Source organism: Brevibacterium oceani (assembly GCF_013623835.1).
Classification (GTDB): domain Bacteria; phylum Actinomycetota; class Actinomycetes; order Actinomycetales; family Brevibacteriaceae; genus Brevibacterium; species Brevibacterium oceani.
Genome location: NZ_JABKDE010000006.1, coordinates 226,375 through 248,056 on the forward strand (window position 1 = coordinate 226,375; position 21,682 = coordinate 248,056).

Sequence of the window (21,682 nt, forward strand, 5' to 3'; positions counted from 1 at the left end):
GCCACGTGGATCAGTCCTTGCACTCGATCTTGTTCACCGGCCGGTAGACGGTGGTGAAGCCGTCCTTCGACGTCCGACCCGATGCGATGTCCTTCATCGTGCGGGAGATCCGGATCGACCATCCGCCCTTGGGCGACTGCGGTGTGCACGAGGCGCCGCTTTCGGTGACGGATCCGGCCGAGGTGAAGTCGAAGCGGTCCGAGGAATGGGCCTTGACGTCGTACTTCTTGACTCCGAAGACCTTCGCGTGGACCTCTCCGCCTTTGAGATACATGTCGAGGACGACCGGAGTCTTCGAGTTGTTCGTGAACTTCAGGTCGATCGACGACCAGTCGAGCGTGGACTCCCGGCCTTCCGGGTAGCGGGAGATGTACCGCGAGTGCGCCTGGTGTTCGTCGAGGTCGAAGCCGGCGAAGAAGGCGGCGTTGAACAGGGTCGTCGACACCTGTGAGACTCCCCCGCCGAAGTCCTCCTTCATCTGTCCCTCGGAGATCACGCCTGCGGGTTTGTAGCCGTTGGCAGCGGTGCGCTGTCCGAGCGCCTCGTTGAGCGAGAACTGCTCTCCTGGTCTGAGCACGGTCCCGGAGACCTTCTTAGCGGCCACACGCAGGTTGGTGTCACGGTTGGGTTCGGAGTTGTACCCTGTGGAGAACTCGGACACGGTGTCGGAGACGTCGGCCTTCTTCGCGTCCTTCGTGGTGAAGTCGGGTTCGACCGAGGCCAGAGTCACCGTGGGCGTCGCGGAATCGTCTTTGATCGCATCGGTGACGGCGTCCGTCAGTTCCTTCGCCTTGATTCCGATTCCGTCAACGGCCGGGACGACCTCCGGCTTGCCGTCCTTGATCGTGAAGCTCGCGTCCTCTGCGGGCTTGCCGATGTCCTTGTTCGCGGCGAGAACCGCTTCCTGCAGTTCGTCCTTGTCGAAGACGGGCACCAGCTTCGAGTCCTTCTTGTCGAAGGTCAGCGTCTTGGCGATGGTCTTCGGCGACACCGTCAGGTCCCCGCCCTTGACGTCGGAGTCTGCATCCTTCCCAGGCTCGGCAGTGATGGTGCGGTCCTTGCTCACCGCGTCCTTCGCGAAACCGGAGGCCGTTTCCTTCGCCTCGGCGGTGGTGATGTCCGGATCGACTTTCTCCGGTCCGACCGGCAGTGCGTCTTCGCTGCGCAGCCAGTGCCGATCGACGGCGGTGCGCACCGCGTCGGCGTCGACGGTCTGTCCGACCGTTCCGTCTTTGACCGTCGGCTTCGTCTTCTCGAAGCTCAGTTCTGCGTCCTTCGGTTCGACGGCGAGGGACTCGGTGACCTTGTCTGTGGCTTTGTCGAACTTCTTCTCATCGACGTCAATGACCGGCGCGACCTCGTCGTCGCCGAAGAGTCGATGCCAGATGACGGTGGGGTCGAGGCTGAATCCCGTCACCTTGGACACGGTGGCCTCGGCATCGAAGGTGATGCCGGCTTCGGCGGGGTCGAGCTTCGCGGTGGGTTCCCCGGCCTGGAGGGTGATCTTCTGCTCCGCCGTGTCCTTGAGGTCATTGCGCAGAGTATTCTCGGCGTCAGTGGCGCTTTTGCCGCCGATGTCGATGCCGGCAACGGTGGTTCCCGGGGTCAGGACGCGTCCGCTGAAGAAGCCGATGACGACGTAGATCACTGCCAGGACGATGACGGCGCCGAGCGCGAACGGCCAGAGGCTCCGCTTCTTCTCCTCATCGCCTGCTGAACGCGGTCCTTCGGGTGTCGGCGTTCCGTCGGACAGGGTCTGGGTCGGCATCATTCTCCCGAGTGTGTCGAAGAAGACTGGTTCGGTTCTGTTCGGATGAGTCTAACGAGTCCGATCCTCGCGGTGCACGTCGGTGGCGGGACGCACCTTGATGAAGGAGAACACGGCGGCCAGAATCATCGGTCCCAGCAGCCATGCCACCGATCGCAGCATGCCGGTGACGATCATGTCCGCACCCGGAAGCCAGTTCGGCTGCCCGAACACGTAGGACATCACAGCGATGACGACGGCGGCGAGCAGCATCGGTGAGCTGGACCGATACATCGTCTTCAGGTGCCACAGACCGGCGGCGGCCAACAGCAGCGAGAGTGCGAGCCCCCAGGGCAGGATGACAGGAGTCTCGCCGAGGTGGGCGACCGTGACGTTGAGATGCTGCATGGCACCGAGGAACGCGATGAGCAGTCCCAGGACCGCGGCGTGCAGGTACGCGAAGACACCGGGCCGCCTCGGCGACCGATCCCGTCGCAGCGGAACGGCAGCTGCGGCCCGGTCCTGCCCAGCCGGATCCGTTCCGGCATGATCCTGCGCGTCGATGGCGCCGAGATCGAGTCCGGTGAGGACATGCCCGGCCGGCCCGTCGTGCAAGGCATCGTCCGGAACGTCGGTTCCGGCTCCGACGGAGAAGTATTCGCAGACGCCGATCCGCTGACCGACGCCGTTCGAGAGTGCGAAGAAGTCCCCGGACACGATCACCTGGGTCCGGTGTGCCACAAGCGCCGCACGCTTGACGGGCAGCTGCGGAGTCACGTCCTGGCCGATGACGATGCGACCGACCGGGGGTTTGGCCGGGATCGTCGACGCCGGTGCGAACCCGGTTGCGGCGAATCCGGCCTGGTCGGGGTCGAAGGCGGCGCGGGCCGCCTCGGCGGGGGTGTCGACATAGAGCAGTCGACCCGTGCGCCATTCGGCGAGGTCGACCGCGGCGGTGGTGGCCTCATGGACGCGCACATGATCGGGATGACCGTATCCGCCGTTGCCGGCGTAGGTGATCACGGCATGCGGCTCGAAGGCGTCGATGACCGCAGCCACGTGCCTGGCCACGGTGCTCATGTCCGTCGCGCAGAGGGCATCGGCGGTCATGGACCGGGCGGGACGGGCGTGGCCGTCCGGGCCCCACTCCATACCCGAATCCTCGAAGGTCCGGGTGGTCCCGCCGAGGAAGGCATGCAGGCGAACTCCGAGGGCACGCATCGCCTCGGCGATCTCCTGTTCGCGGACGCGCGCCAATCCCTGCCGGTCGCCCTCGAGGTGCCCCAGTTCCGCGGGAATGACCTCTCCGCACTCACCGCGGGTGGCGGTGAGCACCATGACCTCGGCCCCCTCGGACACCAGCGCGGCGATCGTGCCTCCTGTCGTGATCGTCTCATCGTCGGGATGAGCGTGCACGAAGAGGACGCGTGGCGTGACTGACATGGAATCCTGGGGGCTCGAGGTCATTCGGCGGAGTGTGCGATTCAGGCGTTCTGCCGGCGCAGCTTGGCGTAGAGCTTCGCCCGCTCCTTCTGGTCGAGTTCGACCTTGCGGATGCGCACGACGGTCGGGGTCACCTCGACGCATTCGTCCTCACGGGCGAATTCGAGGCTCTCCTCGAGGGTGAGCTTGCGCGGAGGGGTGAGGTTCTCGAAGGAGTCCGCCGATGCCGAACGCATGTTCGTCAGCTTCTTCTCCTTCGTGATGTTGACGTCCATGTCGTCGGCGCGCGAGTTCTCGCCGACGATCTGACCCTCGTAGACCTCGGAGGTCGGCTCGACGAAGAAGGTTCCCCGGTCCTGCAGGTTGATCATCGCGTACGGTGTCACAGCTCCCGGGCGGTCGGCCACGAGGGAACCGTTGATCCGGAACTCGATGTTGCCCGCCCACGGACGGTAGCCGGCCGAGAACGAGTTCGAGATGCCGGTGCCGCGGGTCTCGGTGAGGAACCGGGTGCGGAAGCCGATGAGGCCGCGGGCGGGGACCGTGAATTCCATCCGGACCCAGCCGGTTCCGTGGTTCGTCATGGTCGACATGACGCCCTTGCGGCTGGCCATGAGCTGGGTGACGGCGCCGAGGTAGTCCTCCGGAACGTCGATCGTGAGCTCTTCGAACGGCTCATGGAGCTGACCGTCGATCTGCTTGGTCACGACCTGAGGTTTGCCGACGGTGAGCTCGAATCCCTCACGGCGCATCTGCTCGACGAGGATGGCCAGAGCCAGCTCTCCGCGGCCCTGCACCTCCCACGCATCAGGACGCTCGGTCGGGAGCACCTTGAGCGACACGTTGCCGACGAGTTCCTGGTCGAGGCGGTCCTTGACCATGCGGGCGGTGACCTTGGTGCCCTTCTCGCGTCCGGCCAGCGGCGAGGTGTTGATGCCGATGGTCATGGAGATCGCCGGATCGTCGATGACGATCGCGGGCAACGGCTTCGGGTTGCTGATGTCGGTGAGCGTGTCACCGATCATGATGTCCGGGATGCCGGCCACGGCGACGATGTCGCCGGCCGAGGCCTCGGTGGCGGGAACACGGTCGAGCCCTTGGGTTTCGAGGAGTTCGGTGATCTTGACAGAGCTGATGTCGTCCCCGCGGGCCCATGCGACCTGCTGGCCCTTCTTCAGCGTTCCGCCGAAGATGCGCAGCAGCGCGAGACGACCGAGGAAGGGCGAGGCGTCGAGGTTGGTCACATGCGCCTGCAGGATGCCGTCGGAGTTGATCTCCGGAGCCGGGATCGTCTCGAGGATGGTCTTGAACAGCGGCTCGAGGTCGGGGTTGTCCGGCACGTCTCCGTCGGCGGGCTGTTCGAGGGAGGCGGCTCCGGCCTTCGCGGCGGCGTAGACGACGGGAACTTCGAGAACGGAGTCGACGTCGAGATCGGGGACTTCGTCCGCGAGGTCGGAGGCCAGGCCCAGGAGCAGATCCTGCGACTCCTCGACGACACCGTCGATGCGGGCGTCGGCGCGGTCGGTCTTGTTGATCACGAGGATGACCGGCAGCTTCGCGGCCAGCGCCTTGCGCAGCACGAAACGGGTCTGCGGGAGCGGACCTTCGGAGGCATCGACGAGGAGGACGACGCCGTCGACCATCGACAGTCCGCGTTCGACCTCACCGCCGAAGTCGGCGTGGCCGGGAGTGTCGATGACGTTGATGACGATGGGTTCATCGCCGGCCGAGGGGCCGTTGTAGAGCACCGAGGTGTTCTTCGCGAGAATGGTGATGCCCTTCTCGCGTTCGAGGTCGCCGGAGTCCATGACGCGTTCAGCAAAATCGCCGTGTTCGCTGAACACACCGGTCTGGCGGAGCATGGCGTCGACGAGAGTCGTCTTGCCATGGTCGACGTGGGCGACGATTGCTACGTTGCGACGGTTCTCCCGACGCGTGATGGCTTCAGTCATCAAAAACCTTTTGAGATAGAGAGATCGGTCCAGCCCGGACCCAACAGACAATTATACGGCCACCCGCACACTCTCGTGTGCAGGTGGCCGTGTAGGTGAGCGAACTCAGGCGTTCATCGTGGCTTCGAGGACGGCATCCCTGGCCTCCCGACGCTTGCGCTGCTCCTTGGGATCCGGAACCGGAACCGCCGACAGCAGGCGCTGAGTGTAGGGGTGAACGGGATTCGACACGACCTGCGAGGACTTGCCGATCTCGACGAGGTAGCCGTGACGCATCACCGCGATGCGTTCGGCGATGCGCTCGACGACAGCGAGGTCATGGCTGATGAACAGGCAGGCGAACCCGTAGTCCTTCTGCAGTCCCTCGAACAGATCGAGGACCTTCGCCTGCACGGACACGTCGAGCGCCGAGGTCGGCTCATCGGCGATGAGCAGCTTCGGCCGCAGGGTCAGCGCGCGGGCGATGCCGATGCGCTGCCGCTGCCCGCCCGAGAGCTCATGCGGGTACCTGTTGCGCATCGAGGTCGGCAGCTCGACCGCGGTCAGCAGCTCCTCGACCCGCTTGCTCAGCGCCGGTCCCTTCATCTTCTCGTGGAGATAGAGCGGTTCGCCGATGGACTCACCGACGGGCAGACGCGGATTGAGCGAGGAACCGGGATCCTGGAACACGATGCCGACCTCCTTGCGCAGAGGACGCATCTGCTTGTTGCTCAGACCCTTGATGCTCGTGCCGTTGACGACCATGTCGCCTTCGACGGTGGGCAGCAGACCGAGCGCGGCACGCCCGATCGTCGTCTTGCCCGAACCGGACTCGCCGACCAGACCCACGACCTCACCAGGAGCGATCATGAGGTTGATGTGGTGGGCGGCGCGGAAGGCCTTCTTCCGCCCCGACGCCGGATATTCGATCGCGGCATCCCGCAGCTGCAGTGCAGACGGCTTCGAGAAGTCCGCCTGCGAACCGGGATGGTAGTACGTGTCCGTCGAATCCATCTCGATCTCGGGACGCTCCGTCTCGCTCGCCTGCGCACGGGCCTCGGCCAGCGCCATGTCCGCCTCCGCGGCCATCGAGATTCCGTCCGTGCCGGCACCGGCATCCGACAGACCCACCGGATCCGAAGCATGATCGGCCTGATCGCTTCCGATATCGCTCAGCGATGCTTCGACATCGTCGAGGGTGGTGCCGAACGCCTCCCCCTCAGCGCCGGCGCCGAGGTGGGGCACCGCGTCGAGGAGCTGCTTGGTGTACGGGTGCTGCGGCTGATAGAAGATCTCCTCCGCCGTTCCCGCTTCGACGACCTTGCCCGCCCGCATGACGATGATGCGATCGGCCATATCGGCCACCACGCCCATGTCGTGGGTGATGAGGATGATGCCGGCGTCAAGCTTCGACTTCAGCTCACGCATGAGCTTGAGGATCTCGGCCTGCACCGTCACGTCCAGTGCCGTGGTCGGTTCGTCGGCGATGAGCAGCTTCGGCTGACAGGCGAGGGCCTGCGCGATCATGATGCGCTGACGCTGACCGCCCGAGAGCTGGTGCGGGAACGAGTGGAACCGATCCTCAGGGTCCGGGATCTCGACGAGGCGCATGAGCTCGAGAGCTCGCTCTTTGGCCTCGTTGGGTCCGATGTCGAGGTGGACGCGCAGCGTCTCGACGATCTGGTAGCCGGCGGTGTAGACCGGGTTGAGGGCGGTCATCGGCTCCTGGAAGATCACGGAGATCTCATTGCCGCGCACGTTCTGCATCTTCTCCGGAGGCATCCCGATGAGCTCACGGCCGCTGAGCTTCGCCGATCCCGTGGCGCGACCGTTGCTCGGCAGGAGTCCGAGCAGGGACATGCTCGACTGCGACTTCCCGGAGCCGGATTCGCCGACGATTGCCAGAACCTCGCCGGCGTTGACCGTGTAGTCGAGGTGTTCGGCGGCCATCCACCATTCGTCGCTGACCCAGAACTGGACGCCGAGGTCCTTGACCTCGAGGATCGGGGACCCTTTCTTCGGCTGGGTATCGGCTGTCTTCTCAGCCATCACTTCGCCCCTTTCTGCGCCATGCGCTCGGCTTTCTTCATCTTCCTCCAGCTCGGGATGGTCTTCATCCGCGGGTCGAACGCATCACGCAGACCGTCGCCGATGAAGTTCACGCACAGAGCGATGACGATGATGAACAGACCGGGCCACCAGAACAGCCACGGACGAGTGGCGAAAGAGGTCTGGTACTCACTGATGAGCTGGCCCAACGAGATGCCGGGCGGCTTGATGCCGAAGCCGAGGTACGACAGCGAGGCCTCGAGCACGATCGCCTGGCTCATGATCAGCGTCGTGTTGACGATGATCACGCCCATGGCGTTGGGCAGCATGTGCTTGAACATGATCCGGAAGTCACTTGCTCCGGCCACGCGGGCCGAGTCGACGAACTCACGTTCGCGCAGAGACATGAAGTCACCGCGGACGAGGCGGGCGAGGCCGACCCAGAGGATGCAGCCGAGAGCCACACCGAGCAGCGGGCCGTTCGCTCCGCCGACGAGGACGCCGAGGATCGAACCGACGACGATGACCGGGAGGATGACGAAGCCGTCGGTGATGCGCATGAGCACCGAATCGACCCAACCGCGGTAGTAGCCGGCGAGTGCTCCGACGATCGTGCCGATGATGAGACACACGATGCCGATGACGAACATGACGATCAGCGAGATCTGTGTCCCCTTCATCACTCGGGCGAAGTTGTCGCGCCCGATCTCATCCTGTCCGAACGGATGGTCACCGGGAGAGAAGATGTTCGACAGCGACCAGGTCGGTGCGCCGCCGGGGTTGACCACGGGGCCCGAGGCGGTGTGGGTGAACTTCCACCACCCGGGCACAGCGCCGAAGCCCTGGGCGCTGAAGGCGAAGATCGCCACCAGCACGAGGACGACGATGCTGATCATCGCGCCTTTGTGGCGGAGGAACTTGCGCAGTACGATCTTGCCCTGCGACAGGCCTTCGGTTTCCTTCGACTCGATCGCATTGTCCCCGACTTCGTCGAGCGCGAGAGCGTTCTGATTGTCGTTGTTGGTACTCATGCATTCACTCGGATTCTCGGGTCGAGGACGGCGTAGAGGAAGTCCGCGACCAGGTTGGCGATGATGGCGAGCAGACCCGTGATCAGGATGTAGGCCATGACGGGATCGAGCTCGGCCTGTCTCAGCGAGTCGATGAAGAGCTTGCCCATGCCGTTCCAGCCGAAGATCGTCTCAGTGATCACGGCGCCGCCGATCATTGTGATGATGTCGACGGGAACGACCGAGGCCAGCGGCAGCAGCGCATTGCGCAGCGCGTGCCGCATGATCACCGTGCGCTCGTTGAGACCTTTGGCTCGTGCCGTGCGGATGTAGTCCTGTCCCATCACTTCGAGCATCGAACCGCGCGTGTAACGGGTATACGAGGCGAATGAGATGAGGACGAGGGCGATCGACGGCAGCAGCAGGTGCGTGAACGAGTCGAGGTTCGTGATCCAGAAGTCGCCGTCGATGTTCGGTGCCGAGGCACCGATCGTGGCGATCGGACGATTGTTGATAGCCGGATCGTCCGAATACTCCTGCCATCCCTGCAGCACCCGGTCGGCGAAGATGAGGACGGCGATGATGATGGCGGTGAAGCTCGTCGTGCGTGCGGTGTCCCACGGGTCAGGCCCGCGGAAGGCGAGCCCGACGCCGATGGCGATTGCAACGGCGATGATGAGGAGGCCGAACATCCACAGCCAGTTCATTCCGACGTAGTAGAAGAGGTTCTGCAGAGGCCAGTAGAGGAGCGCACCGATGACCACCGTGGCCAGCGAGGCATAGAGCACGCGACGGTTCTTCAGACCGGTCGACAGAAATGTCATGACGATGGCCGCGCCGGCTCCGATGACGATGACGCCGACGAGACCGATGCTCGGGTGCTGCATCCAGCCGCTGGCGAGAATGTAGTAGACCGTGGCAAAGGTGATGAGCGTGGCGGCCGCGAAACTGATGAGGCGTCGCTTCCCGCTGCCGCCGAGAGCCCCCATCCAGAACAGTCCCATCGCCACACAGGCGATGATGATCGGCCACCAGGAGTCGAGCGTCGGATCGTTGATGAAGTTGTTGATGTCGATCGCACCGTACTGCTTGAGCAGCACTGCCACCCAGAAGACCGGCAGTGAGTAGAGGAGGAACGAGACGAAGGTGATGAAGTAGTCGAAGCCCGAGTACTGGCGGATCGCCGAGATCATTCCGACGGCGATGCCGAGGACGATGGCCACGAGTGTCGAAGCGGTGATGAGCTTGATCGTGTTGACGATTGCGCCCTGGAGCTGGTCGGTGACTTCCTGACCGGACTTCCAGGCGATGCCGAAGTCACACTGGCCGATGGCGCATCCGCCCACACCGGCCAACCACTTGAAGTAGCGGACGACCGCAGGAGTGTCGAGGTCGAGGAGTCGGCGACGCGACTCGTAGAGTGCCTCGATGTTCGGAGAGGTGCTCGCCCGCAGGTCCCAGAAGAAGTCGAGAGCGACGTTGAGCAGCAGGTAGAGGACGAAGGTGACGACGAGGAGCACGAGTGCCGTCGACAGCAGTCGTCGGAGGATGAATCTGATCATAATGGGGGTTCCGTTTCAATCTTCCGAAAACGCCGCTGTGGGGATCACACAGTGATCCCCACAGTAGGCTTGGGTGGAGAAGAACCGATCGCGTCAGTCGCGGATCAGTTGACTTCCCACTCCCAGTAGTTCCAGAACATCGTCGGCGACACAGCAGTCGACTTCACGTTCTTGACGCTGTCACGATAGATCGTCAGTTCGGGGAACTGGAAGATCGGAGCGCCGAAGGCGTCCTCGCTCAGCTGCTTCTCCATGTCGATGAGCAGATCCTGTTGCTGGTCCTCCTCGGACACGAGCAGCTTGTCGAGGATCTTGTTCATCTTCTTGTTCGAGTAGCCGCCGTAGTTGTTCTGAGCACCGGTGCGGAAGTTCGCATCGTTCTCCGTCACTCCGGTGCCCTCGGACTGCCAGCCGAACAGCGAGACGTCGTAGGTGCCGTCACCGAGGCGGGTGCCCCAGTTGACGTCGCCGACGTCCTTGATCTTGAAGCCGGCCTTCTCGGCCGATTCCTTGATCAGCTGGAACTCCTGCTGACGACGCGAGTTCGTGTTGTCGTACATGACGCGGACCGTCGGAGCGTCGGCACCAGCTTCCTTGAGCAGCTTCTTCGCTTCGTCGATGTCGACCTTGGTCGCATCGGCAACACCGTTCTCCTTGGTGATCGCGTCATACATCGGCGAACCGGGGACCTGCGAATAGGAATCGCGGGTGACGGCCTTGTCGTTGAGAGGCTTGATGATCTTGTCGACGATGTCTTCGCGCGGGAGAGTCTTGAGGAAGGCCTGGCGGACCTTCTTCGCCTTCTCTTCGTCACCGCCGTTCGCCTCGGGATCGAAGGGGCCCTTGTTGTCGAACGTGAAGTCGACGTGCTCATAGGTGGCGCCGTCCGCGGCATCGACGTTGACTCCGTCGAGCTTTTCGGCAGCGGAGAGGACGTCGGCGGTCGCCTGCGGCTGGGTCATATCGACCTCGCCGTTCTCGATCGCCTGGATCATGGCCATCGGATCGCCGTTGTAGCGGACCGTGACGGTCTTGACCTTCGGCTTGACCGGTCCGGTGTACTTGTCGTCGAGTTCGAGGGTGACGTACTGACCCTCTTCGAACTTCGTCATCTTGTACGGGCCGTTGTGGACGAGCAGGTCCTCGTCGTCCGGCATCGAGGTGAAGTCGAACCCGGTGTTCCAGGTGTTCGAGATCTTCGAGAGCTTCTCGGTGTCCTTGTCCTTGATGGCATCGAGGATCGCCTGCTTGCCCTTTTCGGCATCGTCGATGCCCAGGGCCTTCTTCGCCACGATGTGAGCGGGCAGACCGACGCCGTCGGCCCCGGTGCCGAATTCCGTCTGCCAGTCAGCGTAGGGCTTCGAGTACTCGAGCGTGATCTCTTTGCCGTCGTCGGAGATCTCCGGGAACTTCTTCACCAGAGCCGAACCCGCGGTGGAGGAATCGAAGTAGACGGTCTTCGCGTCGTTCTTCTTCACCGATCCGTCGTCTTTGTTGTTCGATTCGACGGTGTTGAAGTTCGCCGAGGTGCCTGCCCAGGTCAGGGCGAGGTCCGCTGCGTCGACGGGGGTTCCGTCGGACCACTTGGCATCGTCGTTGAAGGTGTACTTGACCTTCAGGGGATCTTCCGAGACCTGTTCGACCTTGCCGAGGGCTCCGTCCTGGACCTCGAGGTCACCGTCGTAGTACCCGAAGTTGTCATTCATCATGTAGGTGAGAATGGCGTTCGAGGTCGCATTGCCGTTCGCGGTCAGAGTGTTCATCGAACGGAAGGATTCGTTCCATCCGATGTTGACGGCAGTGTCCTTCGATGAGTCACTGTCGTCGCCTCCGCCAGGGGGTGTGCAGGCGGTGAGCACCATAGCGGCTGCGGCAACTGAGGCGCCGGCCGCGAGGAAGCGCTTTTTCACGTTCTCTCCTTGTTGTCTTAGGGCGAGTCACCCTCGTACGTGCGCCCCAAAGCCGGGGTGCATTCCGATCACAGAATCCGGGACAGGACAATCCGATCCGGATATGATCGCGTTCATGCTTTTCACATGGATTGCCTCAAAGTTAATTCACTCCCGACTGTGACTGAGTCCACATAATGAGCATTCTCGGCAATCGTTACCGTTTCGAGACCGAGGAAACATGCAAGAAATCTCAAGTCTCAGTGGATAGGATGTTCAGGTGGTTAACAGTGAGATGGATCGCAATTCAGCGGGTCGTCAGCCGACTTTCGTGAGGACGACGAGCTCGACGGTGCTGTTCGTCGTCGTCGGCGGGCTCTGCGCCGTCGGAGTCGCCTCGATCGCGATCGGCGACTTCACGATGCGCGGACTCGCCATCGCCGGGATCCCCATCGCCGTCGGCGCCCTCGTCTACGTGCTCTACAGGTACCCGCGGGTCGAGCTCCACCACCGGCAGCTCGTCCTCGTCAATCCGCTCCGGACCGTGACCGTCCCGTGGAATCTCGTCGACGGCTTCGACACGCACTTCGGCCTCGGAGTGCGCACGCATGAGAAGACCTTCTCCTCCTGGCCGTTGGCCGGCAAGGGGAAGAAGTGGGAGAAGGACGAGCACGACATGCGCCGACTCGTGGACGATCCGAATCCGGCCGTCGACACCGTCCTCGACCGCTACGCCGGTCTCAGCGACGACGAATTGGCCAACCCCGGCGGGAAGCGGACGATTCAGCGGGAGTGGAACCTCGGCATCATCGTCGCAGGTCTGCTCGCCCTCGCGTGGGCTGTGCTCGGCATCGCGGCCCTGCCGAGCTGATCATCACCAGCCGCGTTCGCGCCACTCCCCCAGCTTCGGCCGCTCCTCGCCCACTGTCGTCGAGGCACCGTGGCCCGGCAGCACCAGCGTGTCATCGGGCAGCTCTGTGAAGACCCGTTCCTCGAGATCGTCCATGAGCGAGGTGAAGTCCTCACTCGACCAGGTCTTGCCGGGTCCGCCCGGGAACAGTGAATCTCCGGAGAACAGGATCGTCCTGCCCCCGTCGCGCAGCAGCAGCGCGATCGAGCCCGGGGTGTGCCCGTGCAGCCCGATCGCCTGCAGGACGAAGCCGCCGAAGTCTCCGACGTCGAGGTGGTCAACCGAATGTGCGATCTCCACGCCTTCGGCTTCAGCGATGGCGGCCGCGTCGTCGGCTCCGGCGATCGTCATCGCCTCCGGATACTTCGCCGAGGCTGCCGGCAGGGCGCGGATGTGATCCCAGTGCTGGTGGGTGGTGATGATCGCCCGCAGCTGCGGCTGCGCCTCGGCGTCCGCGGCTCCGGCGGTGACGAGGTCGGTGATCGCGTCGATGTCGTCGGCGGCGTCGATGAGCACCTGCGATCCGGTCTCCTTGGCCGTGATCAGGTAGACGTTGTTCTCCATCTCGGACACTGCGACTGAGCGGATGACGACGTGTTCGGTCTCGATCGTGTTCATTTCCGTACTCCTCTTCTCATTGTGGTCTGACACTTCGCTGTGGGCTGACGCTTCACCAGGCTCCGCGCGTGTATTGGGGCGGATAGGGACCGGGCTCGACACCGAGGATGTGGGCAGCCTTCTGCGGCCACGAGGGTTCGCGCAGCGCGGCGCGGGCCATGAAGATCGCATCGGCCTGGCCGGTGCTCAGGATCGTCTCGGCCTGCTGCGGGTCGGTGATGAGTCCGACGGCACCGGTCGGCACGCCCTCAGCATGCACCGCAGCGGCCAGGGACACCTGGTAGCCGGGGCCGATGGGGATCCGCACGGGGTAGTTGCCGCCGGAGGAGACGTCGACGAGGTCGACACCTGCCTCGGACAGACCGCGGGAGACCTCGGCCGCCTCGGCGATGTCGAAACCGCCCTCGTGCCATTCGCTGGCCGAGATGCGCACGAAGACGGGAATCTCCTCGCCGACCTCGGCGCGGACGGCCCCGTAGACCTCGTTGAGCATGCGGGAACGCCCGGCAAGGTCAGCGCCGTAGTCGTCGGTGCGCTGGTTCGACAGCGGGGAGAGGAAGGAATGCAGCAGATAGCCGTGGGCGGCGTGGATCTCGACGAGATCGAACCCGGCATCGATCGCACGGCGCGCGGCCGCGGCGAAGGCGGCGACGACCTCGGCGATGTCCCCACGCGTCATCTCCGTCGGTTCGGCCAGCTGCGGGTAGGCGATCGGACTGGCACCAAGCGTCGGCCAGCCACCATCGGATTCGGGGACACTGCCCTTGGGCTCACCGGTGAAGGGACGATAGGTGCTCGCCTTGCGCCCGGCGTGGGCGAGCTGGACGCCGATGACGCTGCCCTGGGAATGGACGAAGTCGACGACGGCCGACCCCGATTCGGCCTGTTCATCATTCCAGATCCCCGCGTCCTGAGGAGAGATGCGCCCTTCGGGGACGACGGCGGACGCCTCCGTGAGGATGAGTCCGAACCCGCCCTGCGCTCTGGCACCGAGGTGGACGAGATGCCACGGACCGGGCATGCCGTCCTCGGCCTCGCAGGAGTACTGGCACATCGGGGCCAGCCAGATGCGGTTGGGGATCTCCGTGCCGCGCAGAGTGAGCGGTTCGAACAGCTGAGTCATGGCTCAAGTCTGCCAGTTCGCGACCAGGTCAGACAGTGTCCGACACATTCCGGACCGAGTTCGCGGCTGCGGGTCCGCTGCGATGCTGGCCGGGAGTGCGTGGGCGTGCCCCCGACCTCGTCGGCGCATTCCGTCAGTCATCGTCTCAGTCGAGTTCGGTGACCTCGCCGAGTCCGCTGCAGAATTCGTTGACGTGGTCGACGACGATGTCGGGGTGTTCGACCATCGGCAGGTGTGCAGAGTCGGGAACCGTGACGAAACGTGCACCCTCGACCTGGTCGGCCATCGCCGACATCGCCTCCGGGGTGCAGCCGGGATCCTGTGCTCCGGCGAGGAACAGGGTCGGCGTCGAGATCGCCTGCAGCGATCCGCTCACGTCGTAGCTCTTGAGCGCCGAGGCGGCTGCGATGTAGGCCTCATCGTCGAGCAGTGCCAGGTCGGTGAGCACGAGGTGACCGGTCGCGATGTCTTCGGCGAGGAATCCTGCTGCGAACCAGCGGTCGGCGGTGTCGTCGACGATTCCGCGGGTGCCGTCGGCGCGCACCTGTTCGATGCGCTCGTCCCAGGACTCCGGGGTGCCGAACTTCTCAGCCGTCGCACAGGCGATGAGTCCGGTGAGGGATTCGGAGTGGTTGAGTGCCAGCGTGAGTCCGATGCCGCCGGAGATCGAGACCCCGCAGTAGGCGAAGGTCTCCACTCCGATGTCCGACAGGGACTCGACGAGACCGGAAGCGAGCTCATCGATCGTCACCAGCGCGGCCGCCTCGGCGAGGGAATCGTCTGCCGGGAGGGTGTGCCCGGGCAGGTCGGAGAGGTAGATCTGGAAGTCGTCGGTCAGCCGCGCGGCCACGGAGGACCACAGGGACATCCTCGTGCCCAGCGCATTGCCGAAGACGAGGACGGGAGAACCGGGATTGTCGTTGAAGGCACGGATGGCGATTCGCATATCAGGCTCCTCGGCAGGGGTGGTCAGGAGTCTTCCGTGATCAGCCTACCGCCGGAGAAGTCGAGATAACAGCGGGGGCACAGCGACTCATAGGTCACCGCGTTGCCGTCTATGGCGACCTGATCGCCGTCGAAGATGAACGCACCGTCGACGAGGCGGCCGTTGAACATCGCCTTCCGACCGCAGCGGCAGATCGTCTTGAGCTCTTCGAGGGTGTGGGCGATCTCGAGCAGGCGCGCCGAACCGGGGAAGGCCCGCGTCTGGAAGTCCGTGCGGATTCCGTAGCACATCACCGGCACCGAGGCGTAGGTGGCGATGCGCATGAGCGAATCCACCTGAGCCGGGGTGAGGAACTGCGCTTCGTCGATGAGCAGGCATGCGACGGGGGTCTTCGGCGCGTCGATCGATTCGAGCAGAGCGTCGTGATCGACGTAGTCGGCGTGTTCGGCGTAGATCGTCTCCACATCGCCGCTCTCGGGGATGAGGAAGTCGACCTCACGGGTGACGCCGAGGCGGGAGACGATCTCCGAGGCGCCCTTCGTGTCGATGACCGGCTTGGCCAGCAGGACCCGCTGTCCGCGCTCCTCGTAGTTGAAGGCGGCCTGGAGCAGAGCGGTCGACTTGCCTGAGTTCATCGCCCCGTAGCGGAAGTAGAGCTTGGCCACTGTCGTCTTCTTTCTGTTGTCCGTGCCGACACAGAAGACTACCGGGTGGCACGATGACTGGGCGCCGTGGGGCGTGGACCGGTGCTCGCACGGTGGCAGACGTGCGGCGGGGCGGCTGTGAGAACCGTCGCAGGAGGGAGCACAGTCGCAGGTGTGAGCACAGTCATCGGCCCGCGACGGCTACCGAAATGGTCCGGAAGGTAAGATGTCTGTGACAAACCCCAAGACGATGCGGAGTAGTCCATCACTATGGCTAAAATCATTTACACGCGCACGGATGAAGCGCCGCTTCTGGCGACATACTCGCTCAAACCGATCATCGAAGCCTTCGCCACCTCGGCCGGCGTCGAGGTCGAGACGCGAGACATCTCTCTTGCCGCGCGCGTGCTGGCGCAGTTCAGTGACCGTCTCCCCGAAGATCAGCAGGTCGGCGACGCCCTGGCCGAACTGGGCGCCCTCGCCCAGACTCCGGACGCGAACATCATCAAACTGCCCAACATCTCGGCTTCCGTCCCGCAGCTCAAGGCCACCATCTCCGAGCTGCAAGGCCAGGGCTACGATCTGCCGGACTACCCGGAAGAGCCTGCCACGGATGAGGAGAAGGACGTCCGCGCCCGCTACGACAAGGTCAAGGGTTCGGCCGTCAACCCGGTTCTGCGCGAAGGCAACTCCGACCGTCGCGCTCCGGAGGCGGTGAAGAACTTCGCCAAGGCCCACCCGCATTCGATGGGCGAATGGTCCGCTGACTCGAAGACCGAGGTCGCGACCATGGGCTCGGACGACTTCCGCGACAACGAGAAGTCGGTCATCATCGACGGCGACGATACGCTGTCAATCCGCCTGCGCACCGCTGCCGGCGAAACCGTCGTGCTCAAGGAATCGCTGCCGGTCCTCGACGGTGAGATCATCGACTCGACGAAGATGAACGTCGCCGCCCTCGACGAATTCGTCAAGGAGCAGATCGCCCGCGCCAAGGAGACCGGCGTCCTCTTCTCCGTCCACCTCAAGGCGACGATGATGAAGGTCTCCGACCCGATCCTCTTCGGGAAGGTCATCGAGGCCTTCTTCCCTGCCGTCTTCGCTGAGTACGGTGACGTCCTCGCCGAGGCGGGACTGACCTCCGACAACGGACTGGCTGCCATCCTCGGCGGACTCGACGCCCTGCCTGCCGACGCCGCAGCCGGCATCAAGGCCGGAATCGAGAAGGGCCTGGCCGAGGGACCCGACCTGGCCATGGTCAACTCCGACAAGGGCATCACGAACCTCCACGTGCCCTCCGACGTCATCGTCGACGCATCCATGCCCGCGATGATCCGCGTCGGTGGAAAGATGTGGAACAAGGACGATGCGACCCAGGACACCCTGGCCGTCATCCCCGACTCCTCGTACGCCGGGGTCTACCAGACCGTCATCGAGGACTGCAAGGCCAACGGCGCCTTCGACCCGACGACCATGGGCACCGTGCCCAATGTCGGTCTCATGGCGCAGAAGGCCGAGGAGTACGGCAGCCACGACAAGACGTTCGAGATCACCGAGGCCGGTGTCGTCGAGGTCGTCGATTCCGCCGGTGAGGTGCTCATGAGCCACGAGGTCGCCGCCGGTGACATCTGGCGCGCCTGCCAGACCAAGGACATCCCGGTCCGTGACTGGGTCAAGCTCGCCGTCACCCGCGCCCGCCTGTCGGACACCCCGGCCGTGTTCTGGCTGGATGAGACCCGCGCACACGACAACAACATCCGCACGAAGGTCGAAGAGTACCTCAAGGATCACGACACCGAGGGCCTCGACATCCGGATCATGAACCCCGTCGACGCGACCCAGTTCTCGATCGACCGGATCCGCGAGGGCAAGGACACCATCTCGGTGACCGGCAATGTGCTCCGCGACTACAACACCGACCTGTTCCCGATCCTCGAACTGGGCACCTCGGCGAAGATGCTCTCCGTCGTCCCGCTCATCGCCGGCGGAGGACTCTTCGAGACCGGCGCCGGTGGTTCGGCTCCCAAGCACGTCCAGCAGCTCGTCGAGGAGAACCACCTGCGTTGGGACTCCCTCGGTGAGTTCCTCGCCCTGGCCGAATCGTTCCGTCACGAGTTCAACGTCCACGGCAACGAGCGTGCCGGCGTGCTGGCCGACACCCTCGACGCCGCCACGGGCCGGTTCCTCGAGGAGAACAAGTCGCCCTCGCGCAAGGTCGGTCAGATCGACAACCGCGGCAGCCACTTCTACCTCACCCTCTACTGGGCGGAGGAACTGGCGAAGCAGACCTCCGACGAGGCCCTCGCCGAGGCCATCGCACCGGTGGCGAAGGCACTGACCGAGAATGAGGAGACCATCGCGAATGAACTCCTCGAGGTGCAGGGCAGCCCCGTCGACCTCGGCGGGTACTACTACCCGAACGATGAGAAGGTGAACGCGGCGATGCGTCCGTCGGCCACGCTCAACGACATCATCTCCTCCCTGAGCAAGACCGTCTGATCTCCTGATCGACATCGCTGATCTCCTGATCGGCATCATGTGAGAAGTGTCCCGGCAACGGTTTGCGAACACTTGCCTCACACCCCGACTCATGCGCCCCATCAGCAGTTATGATGGGGCGCATGAGTACTCAAGACCCCCGCGGCGAATCGCAGACGCCCGAAGAGCTCCTGGCCGAGACCGACTCCGTGCTCGGGGACGAGACTCCCGCTCAGGCCGACCACGGTGCTGGTGACACCAGTGAGATCTCCCCACACGAGCAGTCGCAGACACCTGCCGGACACCCCGACGAACGGACCCAGCCTCAGACCGGAGAGCTGCCGTCGACGAAGGCCGGCCCCGGCATGTCGGCAGGCATGTGGGTCTCCCTCATCCTCGGCGCGGTCATCGTCGTCCTGCTCCTCATCTTCATTCTCCAGAACAACGTGCCCGCGGAGTTCGAGTACTTCGGCTGGCAGTTCGAGCTGCCGCTGGGCGTGGCCATGCTCTTCGCCGCGATCGGCGGCATCCTCATCGCCGGAATCATCGGTTCGGTGAGGATCTTCGTCCTCAACCGCAAGCTGAAGAAGATCCACAAGGCGCTGGGCCGCTGATCGATGCCGTTCCACTCCAGCTTCACCCAGCTGCCGACCGATCTTCCCGCTGCCCTCGTCCTCGCCGACACCGCCGCGTCTGCCGCATGGACGCGTGAGGACGACTCCGTGCTCACCGAGCAGGAACGCAACTATGCGAAGGAATTCGACGCCGAGGCGGCCGCCACCTGGACGGCCGGTCGTGTCGTCCTCCGCCACGTCCTCGGCGCTCATCTCGATCGGGATCCGGCCGGGATCGAGATCCGTCTCGATTCGGCGGGCAAACCTCGTGTGGATGACTGCGAGTTCTCCGTCAGCCGGGCCCGGCGCCTCGTACTCGTGGCCGTATCCGAGGATCCGGTGGGCATCGATGTCGAGGCCGTGCCCGAACATGCTGTGGCGGCCGAGGCGATGCGGCTGCTCCATACCAAGGAGCGCGCCGAGCTCGAGGCACTTCCCGCCGACGACCTCGCGGCCGGTTTCGTCCGTGTGTGGGCGCGCACCGAGGCGTTCCTCAAGGCACTGAGCACCGGCCTGGCGAGGGATCCGGGAATGGACTACATCGGCACCGGCGAGCAGCCGGACTCACCGCACCCGGACGTCGACATCCACGACCTCGACGAAGGAATCCCCGCAGGCTACACCGCCGCGATCGCCTTCAACCGCTGAGGGCGACGGGAGCCCTGAGCTTTTCAGCGCCGGCGTCAACGTCCGAGTCGGCTTTTCGTCGGCACCCTCCGGCCGAATGTCGGCGTCGTTCAAGAGTCCCAGCGGCAGCCGACGCTCGTTCAAGCGGGAGCGCACTTGTCGAAAGGTGCACGGTTCCACAGACGCGGCCCGCCTTGAACGAGCTGATTTCAGCACCGACCACTCAAGCGCGTCGTCACTGATCGGCCTCCTCGTCGCCGAAGTCCGGGCCGTTTGCTCCGGTCGTGAAGACGACCGCGAGGAACAGCGAAGCCAGCCCCGTGTATCCGAACCAGACAAAGCCGCCGGCGACGATCCCGGCGAAAGCGAGGACGATGCCGACAATCGTCGCGATGATCCACAGGATGTCGAAGATCGCCAGGTGGCTGACGTAGCGTCTCTCGCCCTTGCGCACTCCGAATGAGACCTCCGTGGCCGCGCTGAGGAAGAGCAGTACGGCAGCGGTGATGACGAGCCACCTCGGCGAGAGGAAGAACTCCTCGAGTGCGGGCATGAACACCACGAGTGCCACGGCGACAAGCAGTTTGAATACGCCGTCGGCAACGAAACCGGACCTCATCATGACTCGATCCTACTCAACAGGGACTGCAGGACTGTCAGTGCGTTCCGCAGCACCTCTGCCTCGACATTCGAGTGGGCGATGACCAGTCCGTGGCGGGCCTCATCCCCGCCGGTCCAACCGCGGGCCAGCGAAGCGACGAGGATACCGCGATCGGCGAGTCGACGCAGCAGCCTCGCGGCCTCGTCACGGCTCGTCTCGATCACGAGGGTGCGCCCCTCGTGGACGAGTCCGGGGATCTCGCCGACCTCGGCGACGATCTTTTCGGCGACTCTGAGGCGACGGCGTCCACGAGAGATCCGCCGACGCAGTCCCCCGGATCCCAGGTACGAACCGATGGCCATCTGCAGGATCGGTGAGTACGCCGGGCCCAGTGCTGTGCGCATCTCCACGAGGCGGTCGGCGATCTCGCCGTGGCTGATCAGGTATCCCGTCGACACCGACGAGGTCAGCAGGGTCGAGAACGTGCCGATATGGACGACCTGCGCATCGCTTCCTGCCGAGGAGGCGAGGTCGTACAGCGTCGGCAGCACGGTGCGGGTGAAGCGCGCTTCGCTGTCGTAATCGTCCTCGACGAGGATGATGTCGTGCTCAGCTGCCCAGTCCAGGAGACGGACCCGTTGGTCGACCGGCATCGGTGTGCCGTGCGGGAACTGATGATTCGGGGTCACGACAGCAGCGCCCACCCCGGTCGGGGCCGGGGCTCCTTCGGCGACGTCGAGCGGGACGAGATCGTGGTCGGCCATCGCCTGCCGCAGTCCCGGGAAGCCGGGATTCTCCACGGCGATCGCCCCATTCACGCTGATGCCCAGCAGCAGCCTCAGACCATCGCGGGAACCACTGGTGAGGATGATCTCGTCGGGATCGACGCTCATCCCCCGCGCCAGCCGCAGATACTCAGCGATGGCCCACCGGGCACCAGGCTGGCCCACCGGGTCGATCGGTCCGGGATCGAGGTCGAGCGAATCCCGCCACGCCCGCCTGAAGGCAGGTTCACGCAGCGGATCGTCGCCGCCGAAACCCGGACGCAGGTCGACATAGCTCCGCAGACGCCGCCTCGGCGACGTGGAAATACGGGGTCTGGAATGCGGTGACCGTGCCGCGGCAGGCAGGTCCGGATTCACCCGGGTCGCAGAGCGTTCGGCTCCGACGAGAAAGCCTTCGACGCCGAGTTGAGCGTACGCGGTTTCGACGCTGCCACGGGAGACGCCGAGGTGGCCCGCCAGGCGACGAGTCGACGGAACCGCATCACCGGGGCGCAGGGCTCCGTCGGCGATGAGGGTTCGCAGGCCCTGACCGATCTGATCGGGCAGGGGCGTCGACTCGCGTCGGTCGACGCTCAGCGGCAGGGCGATGCCTTCGGCTTGGTCAGTGTGCGCTCCCATGTGACGATGATAGGTTCGCCGGCTCCGTCTGGCCTAAAATTCTGGTTCTCTGCTGGCCCTCTCATTGAGCCACATATCGTTCTAGGC

The 21,682-nt window shown here is 64.5% G+C and carries 17 protein-coding genes; 4 read left to right on the forward strand and 13 right to left on the reverse strand.

Going from position 1 to position 21,682, the window contains the following annotated elements:
- Positions 1-10: 10 nt before the first annotated feature.
- From HK401_RS14605 to HK401_RS14635, 7 genes are all read right to left on the reverse strand, one after another.
- Positions 11-1,771: a VanW family protein gene (locus HK401_RS14605; RefSeq protein WP_258234226.1), complete on the reverse strand. Its 1,761-nt coding sequence runs from the start codon at positions 1,769-1,771 to the stop codon at positions 11-13.
- A 48-nt stretch (positions 1,772-1,819) separates the two neighbouring features.
- Positions 1,820-3,190, reverse strand: coding sequence for a PIG-L family deacetylase (locus HK401_RS14610; protein WP_181275378.1), 1,371 nt, complete (start codon positions 3,188-3,190; stop codon positions 1,820-1,822).
- Between the two features lie 41 nt (positions 3,191-3,231).
- Positions 3,232-5,142, reverse strand: a complete 1,911-nt coding sequence (gene typA / locus HK401_RS14615) for a translational GTPase TypA (protein ID WP_181275379.1) — start codon at positions 5,140-5,142, stop codon at positions 3,232-3,234.
- A gap of 105 nt (positions 5,143-5,247) precedes the next feature.
- Positions 5,248-7,170 (reverse strand): ABC transporter ATP-binding protein, encoded by a 1,923-nt coding sequence (locus HK401_RS14620; RefSeq protein ID WP_181275380.1) that lies wholly within the window; start codon positions 7,168-7,170, stop codon positions 5,248-5,250.
- Positions 7,170-8,201, reverse strand: a complete 1,032-nt coding sequence (locus HK401_RS14625; RefSeq protein WP_181275381.1) for an ABC transporter permease — start codon at positions 8,199-8,201, stop codon at positions 7,170-7,172. Before HK401_RS14625 ends, HK401_RS14620 begins: the two co-directional genes overlap by 1 nt.
- Positions 8,198-9,742 (reverse strand): ABC transporter permease, encoded by a 1,545-nt coding sequence (locus HK401_RS14630; RefSeq protein ID WP_181275382.1) that lies wholly within the window; start codon positions 9,740-9,742, stop codon positions 8,198-8,200. Before HK401_RS14630 ends, HK401_RS14625 begins: the two co-directional genes overlap by 4 nt.
- Before the next feature lie 104 nt (positions 9,743-9,846).
- Positions 9,847-11,652 carry an ABC transporter family substrate-binding protein gene (locus HK401_RS14635; RefSeq protein ID WP_181275383.1) on the reverse strand — a complete coding sequence of 602 codons (1,806 nt, stop codon included), beginning with the start codon at positions 11,650-11,652 and terminating at the stop codon, positions 9,847-9,849.
- Between the two features lie 259 nt (positions 11,653-11,911).
- On the opposite strand from HK401_RS14635, the gene HK401_RS14640 reads away from it, so the two are divergent.
- Positions 11,912-12,502 (forward strand): hypothetical protein, encoded by a 591-nt coding sequence (locus tag HK401_RS14640; protein WP_309136007.1) that lies wholly within the window; start codon positions 11,912-11,914, stop codon positions 12,500-12,502.
- Between the two features lie 3 nt (positions 12,503-12,505).
- Here HK401_RS14640 and HK401_RS14645 read toward each other — a convergent pair whose 3' ends face one another.
- The 4 genes from HK401_RS14645 to HK401_RS14660 form a co-directional block, all read right to left on the reverse strand.
- Entirely contained in the window at positions 12,506-13,159 is a 654-nt protein-coding gene (locus HK401_RS14645) for an MBL fold metallo-hydrolase (protein ID WP_181275384.1), read from the reverse strand.
- A gap of 52 nt (positions 13,160-13,211) precedes the next feature.
- Positions 13,212-14,282 (reverse strand): NADH:flavin oxidoreductase/NADH oxidase, encoded by a 1,071-nt coding sequence (locus HK401_RS14650; protein WP_181275385.1) that lies wholly within the window; start codon positions 14,280-14,282, stop codon positions 13,212-13,214.
- A 145-nt stretch (positions 14,283-14,427) separates the two neighbouring features.
- The gene (locus HK401_RS14655) at positions 14,428-15,228 is read right to left on the reverse strand and encodes an alpha/beta fold hydrolase (RefSeq protein WP_181275386.1); all 801 of its coding nucleotides are present in this window, start codon (positions 15,226-15,228) and stop codon (positions 14,428-14,430) included.
- A 23-nt stretch (positions 15,229-15,251) separates the two neighbouring features.
- On the reverse strand, positions 15,252-15,893 hold the full coding sequence (locus HK401_RS14660) for a thymidine kinase (RefSeq protein ID WP_181275387.1): 642 nt from the start codon (positions 15,891-15,893) through the stop codon (positions 15,252-15,254).
- Positions 15,894-16,142: 249 nt separating this feature from the next.
- Here HK401_RS14660 and HK401_RS14665 point away from each other — a divergent pair, with 249 nt between their 5' ends.
- The 3 genes from HK401_RS14665 (at position 16,143) to HK401_RS14675 (ending at position 19,612) form a co-directional block, all read left to right on the forward strand.
- Positions 16,143-18,371, forward strand: a complete 2,229-nt coding sequence (locus HK401_RS14665) for an NADP-dependent isocitrate dehydrogenase (protein WP_181275388.1) — start codon at positions 16,143-16,145, stop codon at positions 18,369-18,371.
- A gap of 122 nt (positions 18,372-18,493) precedes the next feature.
- Positions 18,494-18,964 (forward strand): LapA family protein, encoded by a 471-nt coding sequence (locus HK401_RS14670; protein ID WP_181275389.1) that lies wholly within the window; start codon positions 18,494-18,496, stop codon positions 18,962-18,964.
- A gap of 3 nt (positions 18,965-18,967) precedes the next feature.
- Complete coding sequence (locus HK401_RS14675; protein ID WP_181275390.1) at positions 18,968-19,612, forward strand: 4'-phosphopantetheinyl transferase family protein; 645 nt, start codon at positions 18,968-18,970, stop codon at positions 19,610-19,612.
- 214 nt (positions 19,613-19,826) lie between these two features.
- Here HK401_RS14675 and HK401_RS14680 read toward each other — a convergent pair whose 3' ends face one another.
- The gene (locus HK401_RS14680; protein WP_181275391.1) at positions 19,827-20,213 is read right to left on the reverse strand and encodes a hypothetical protein; all 387 of its coding nucleotides are present in this window, start codon (positions 20,211-20,213) and stop codon (positions 19,827-19,829) included.
- The gene (locus HK401_RS14685; protein WP_181275392.1) at positions 20,210-21,595 is read right to left on the reverse strand and encodes an aminotransferase-like domain-containing protein; all 1,386 of its coding nucleotides are present in this window, start codon (positions 21,593-21,595) and stop codon (positions 20,210-20,212) included. The genes HK401_RS14680 and HK401_RS14685 overlap by 4 nt, the downstream gene beginning before the upstream one ends.
- Positions 21,596-21,682: the final 87 nt, after the last annotated feature.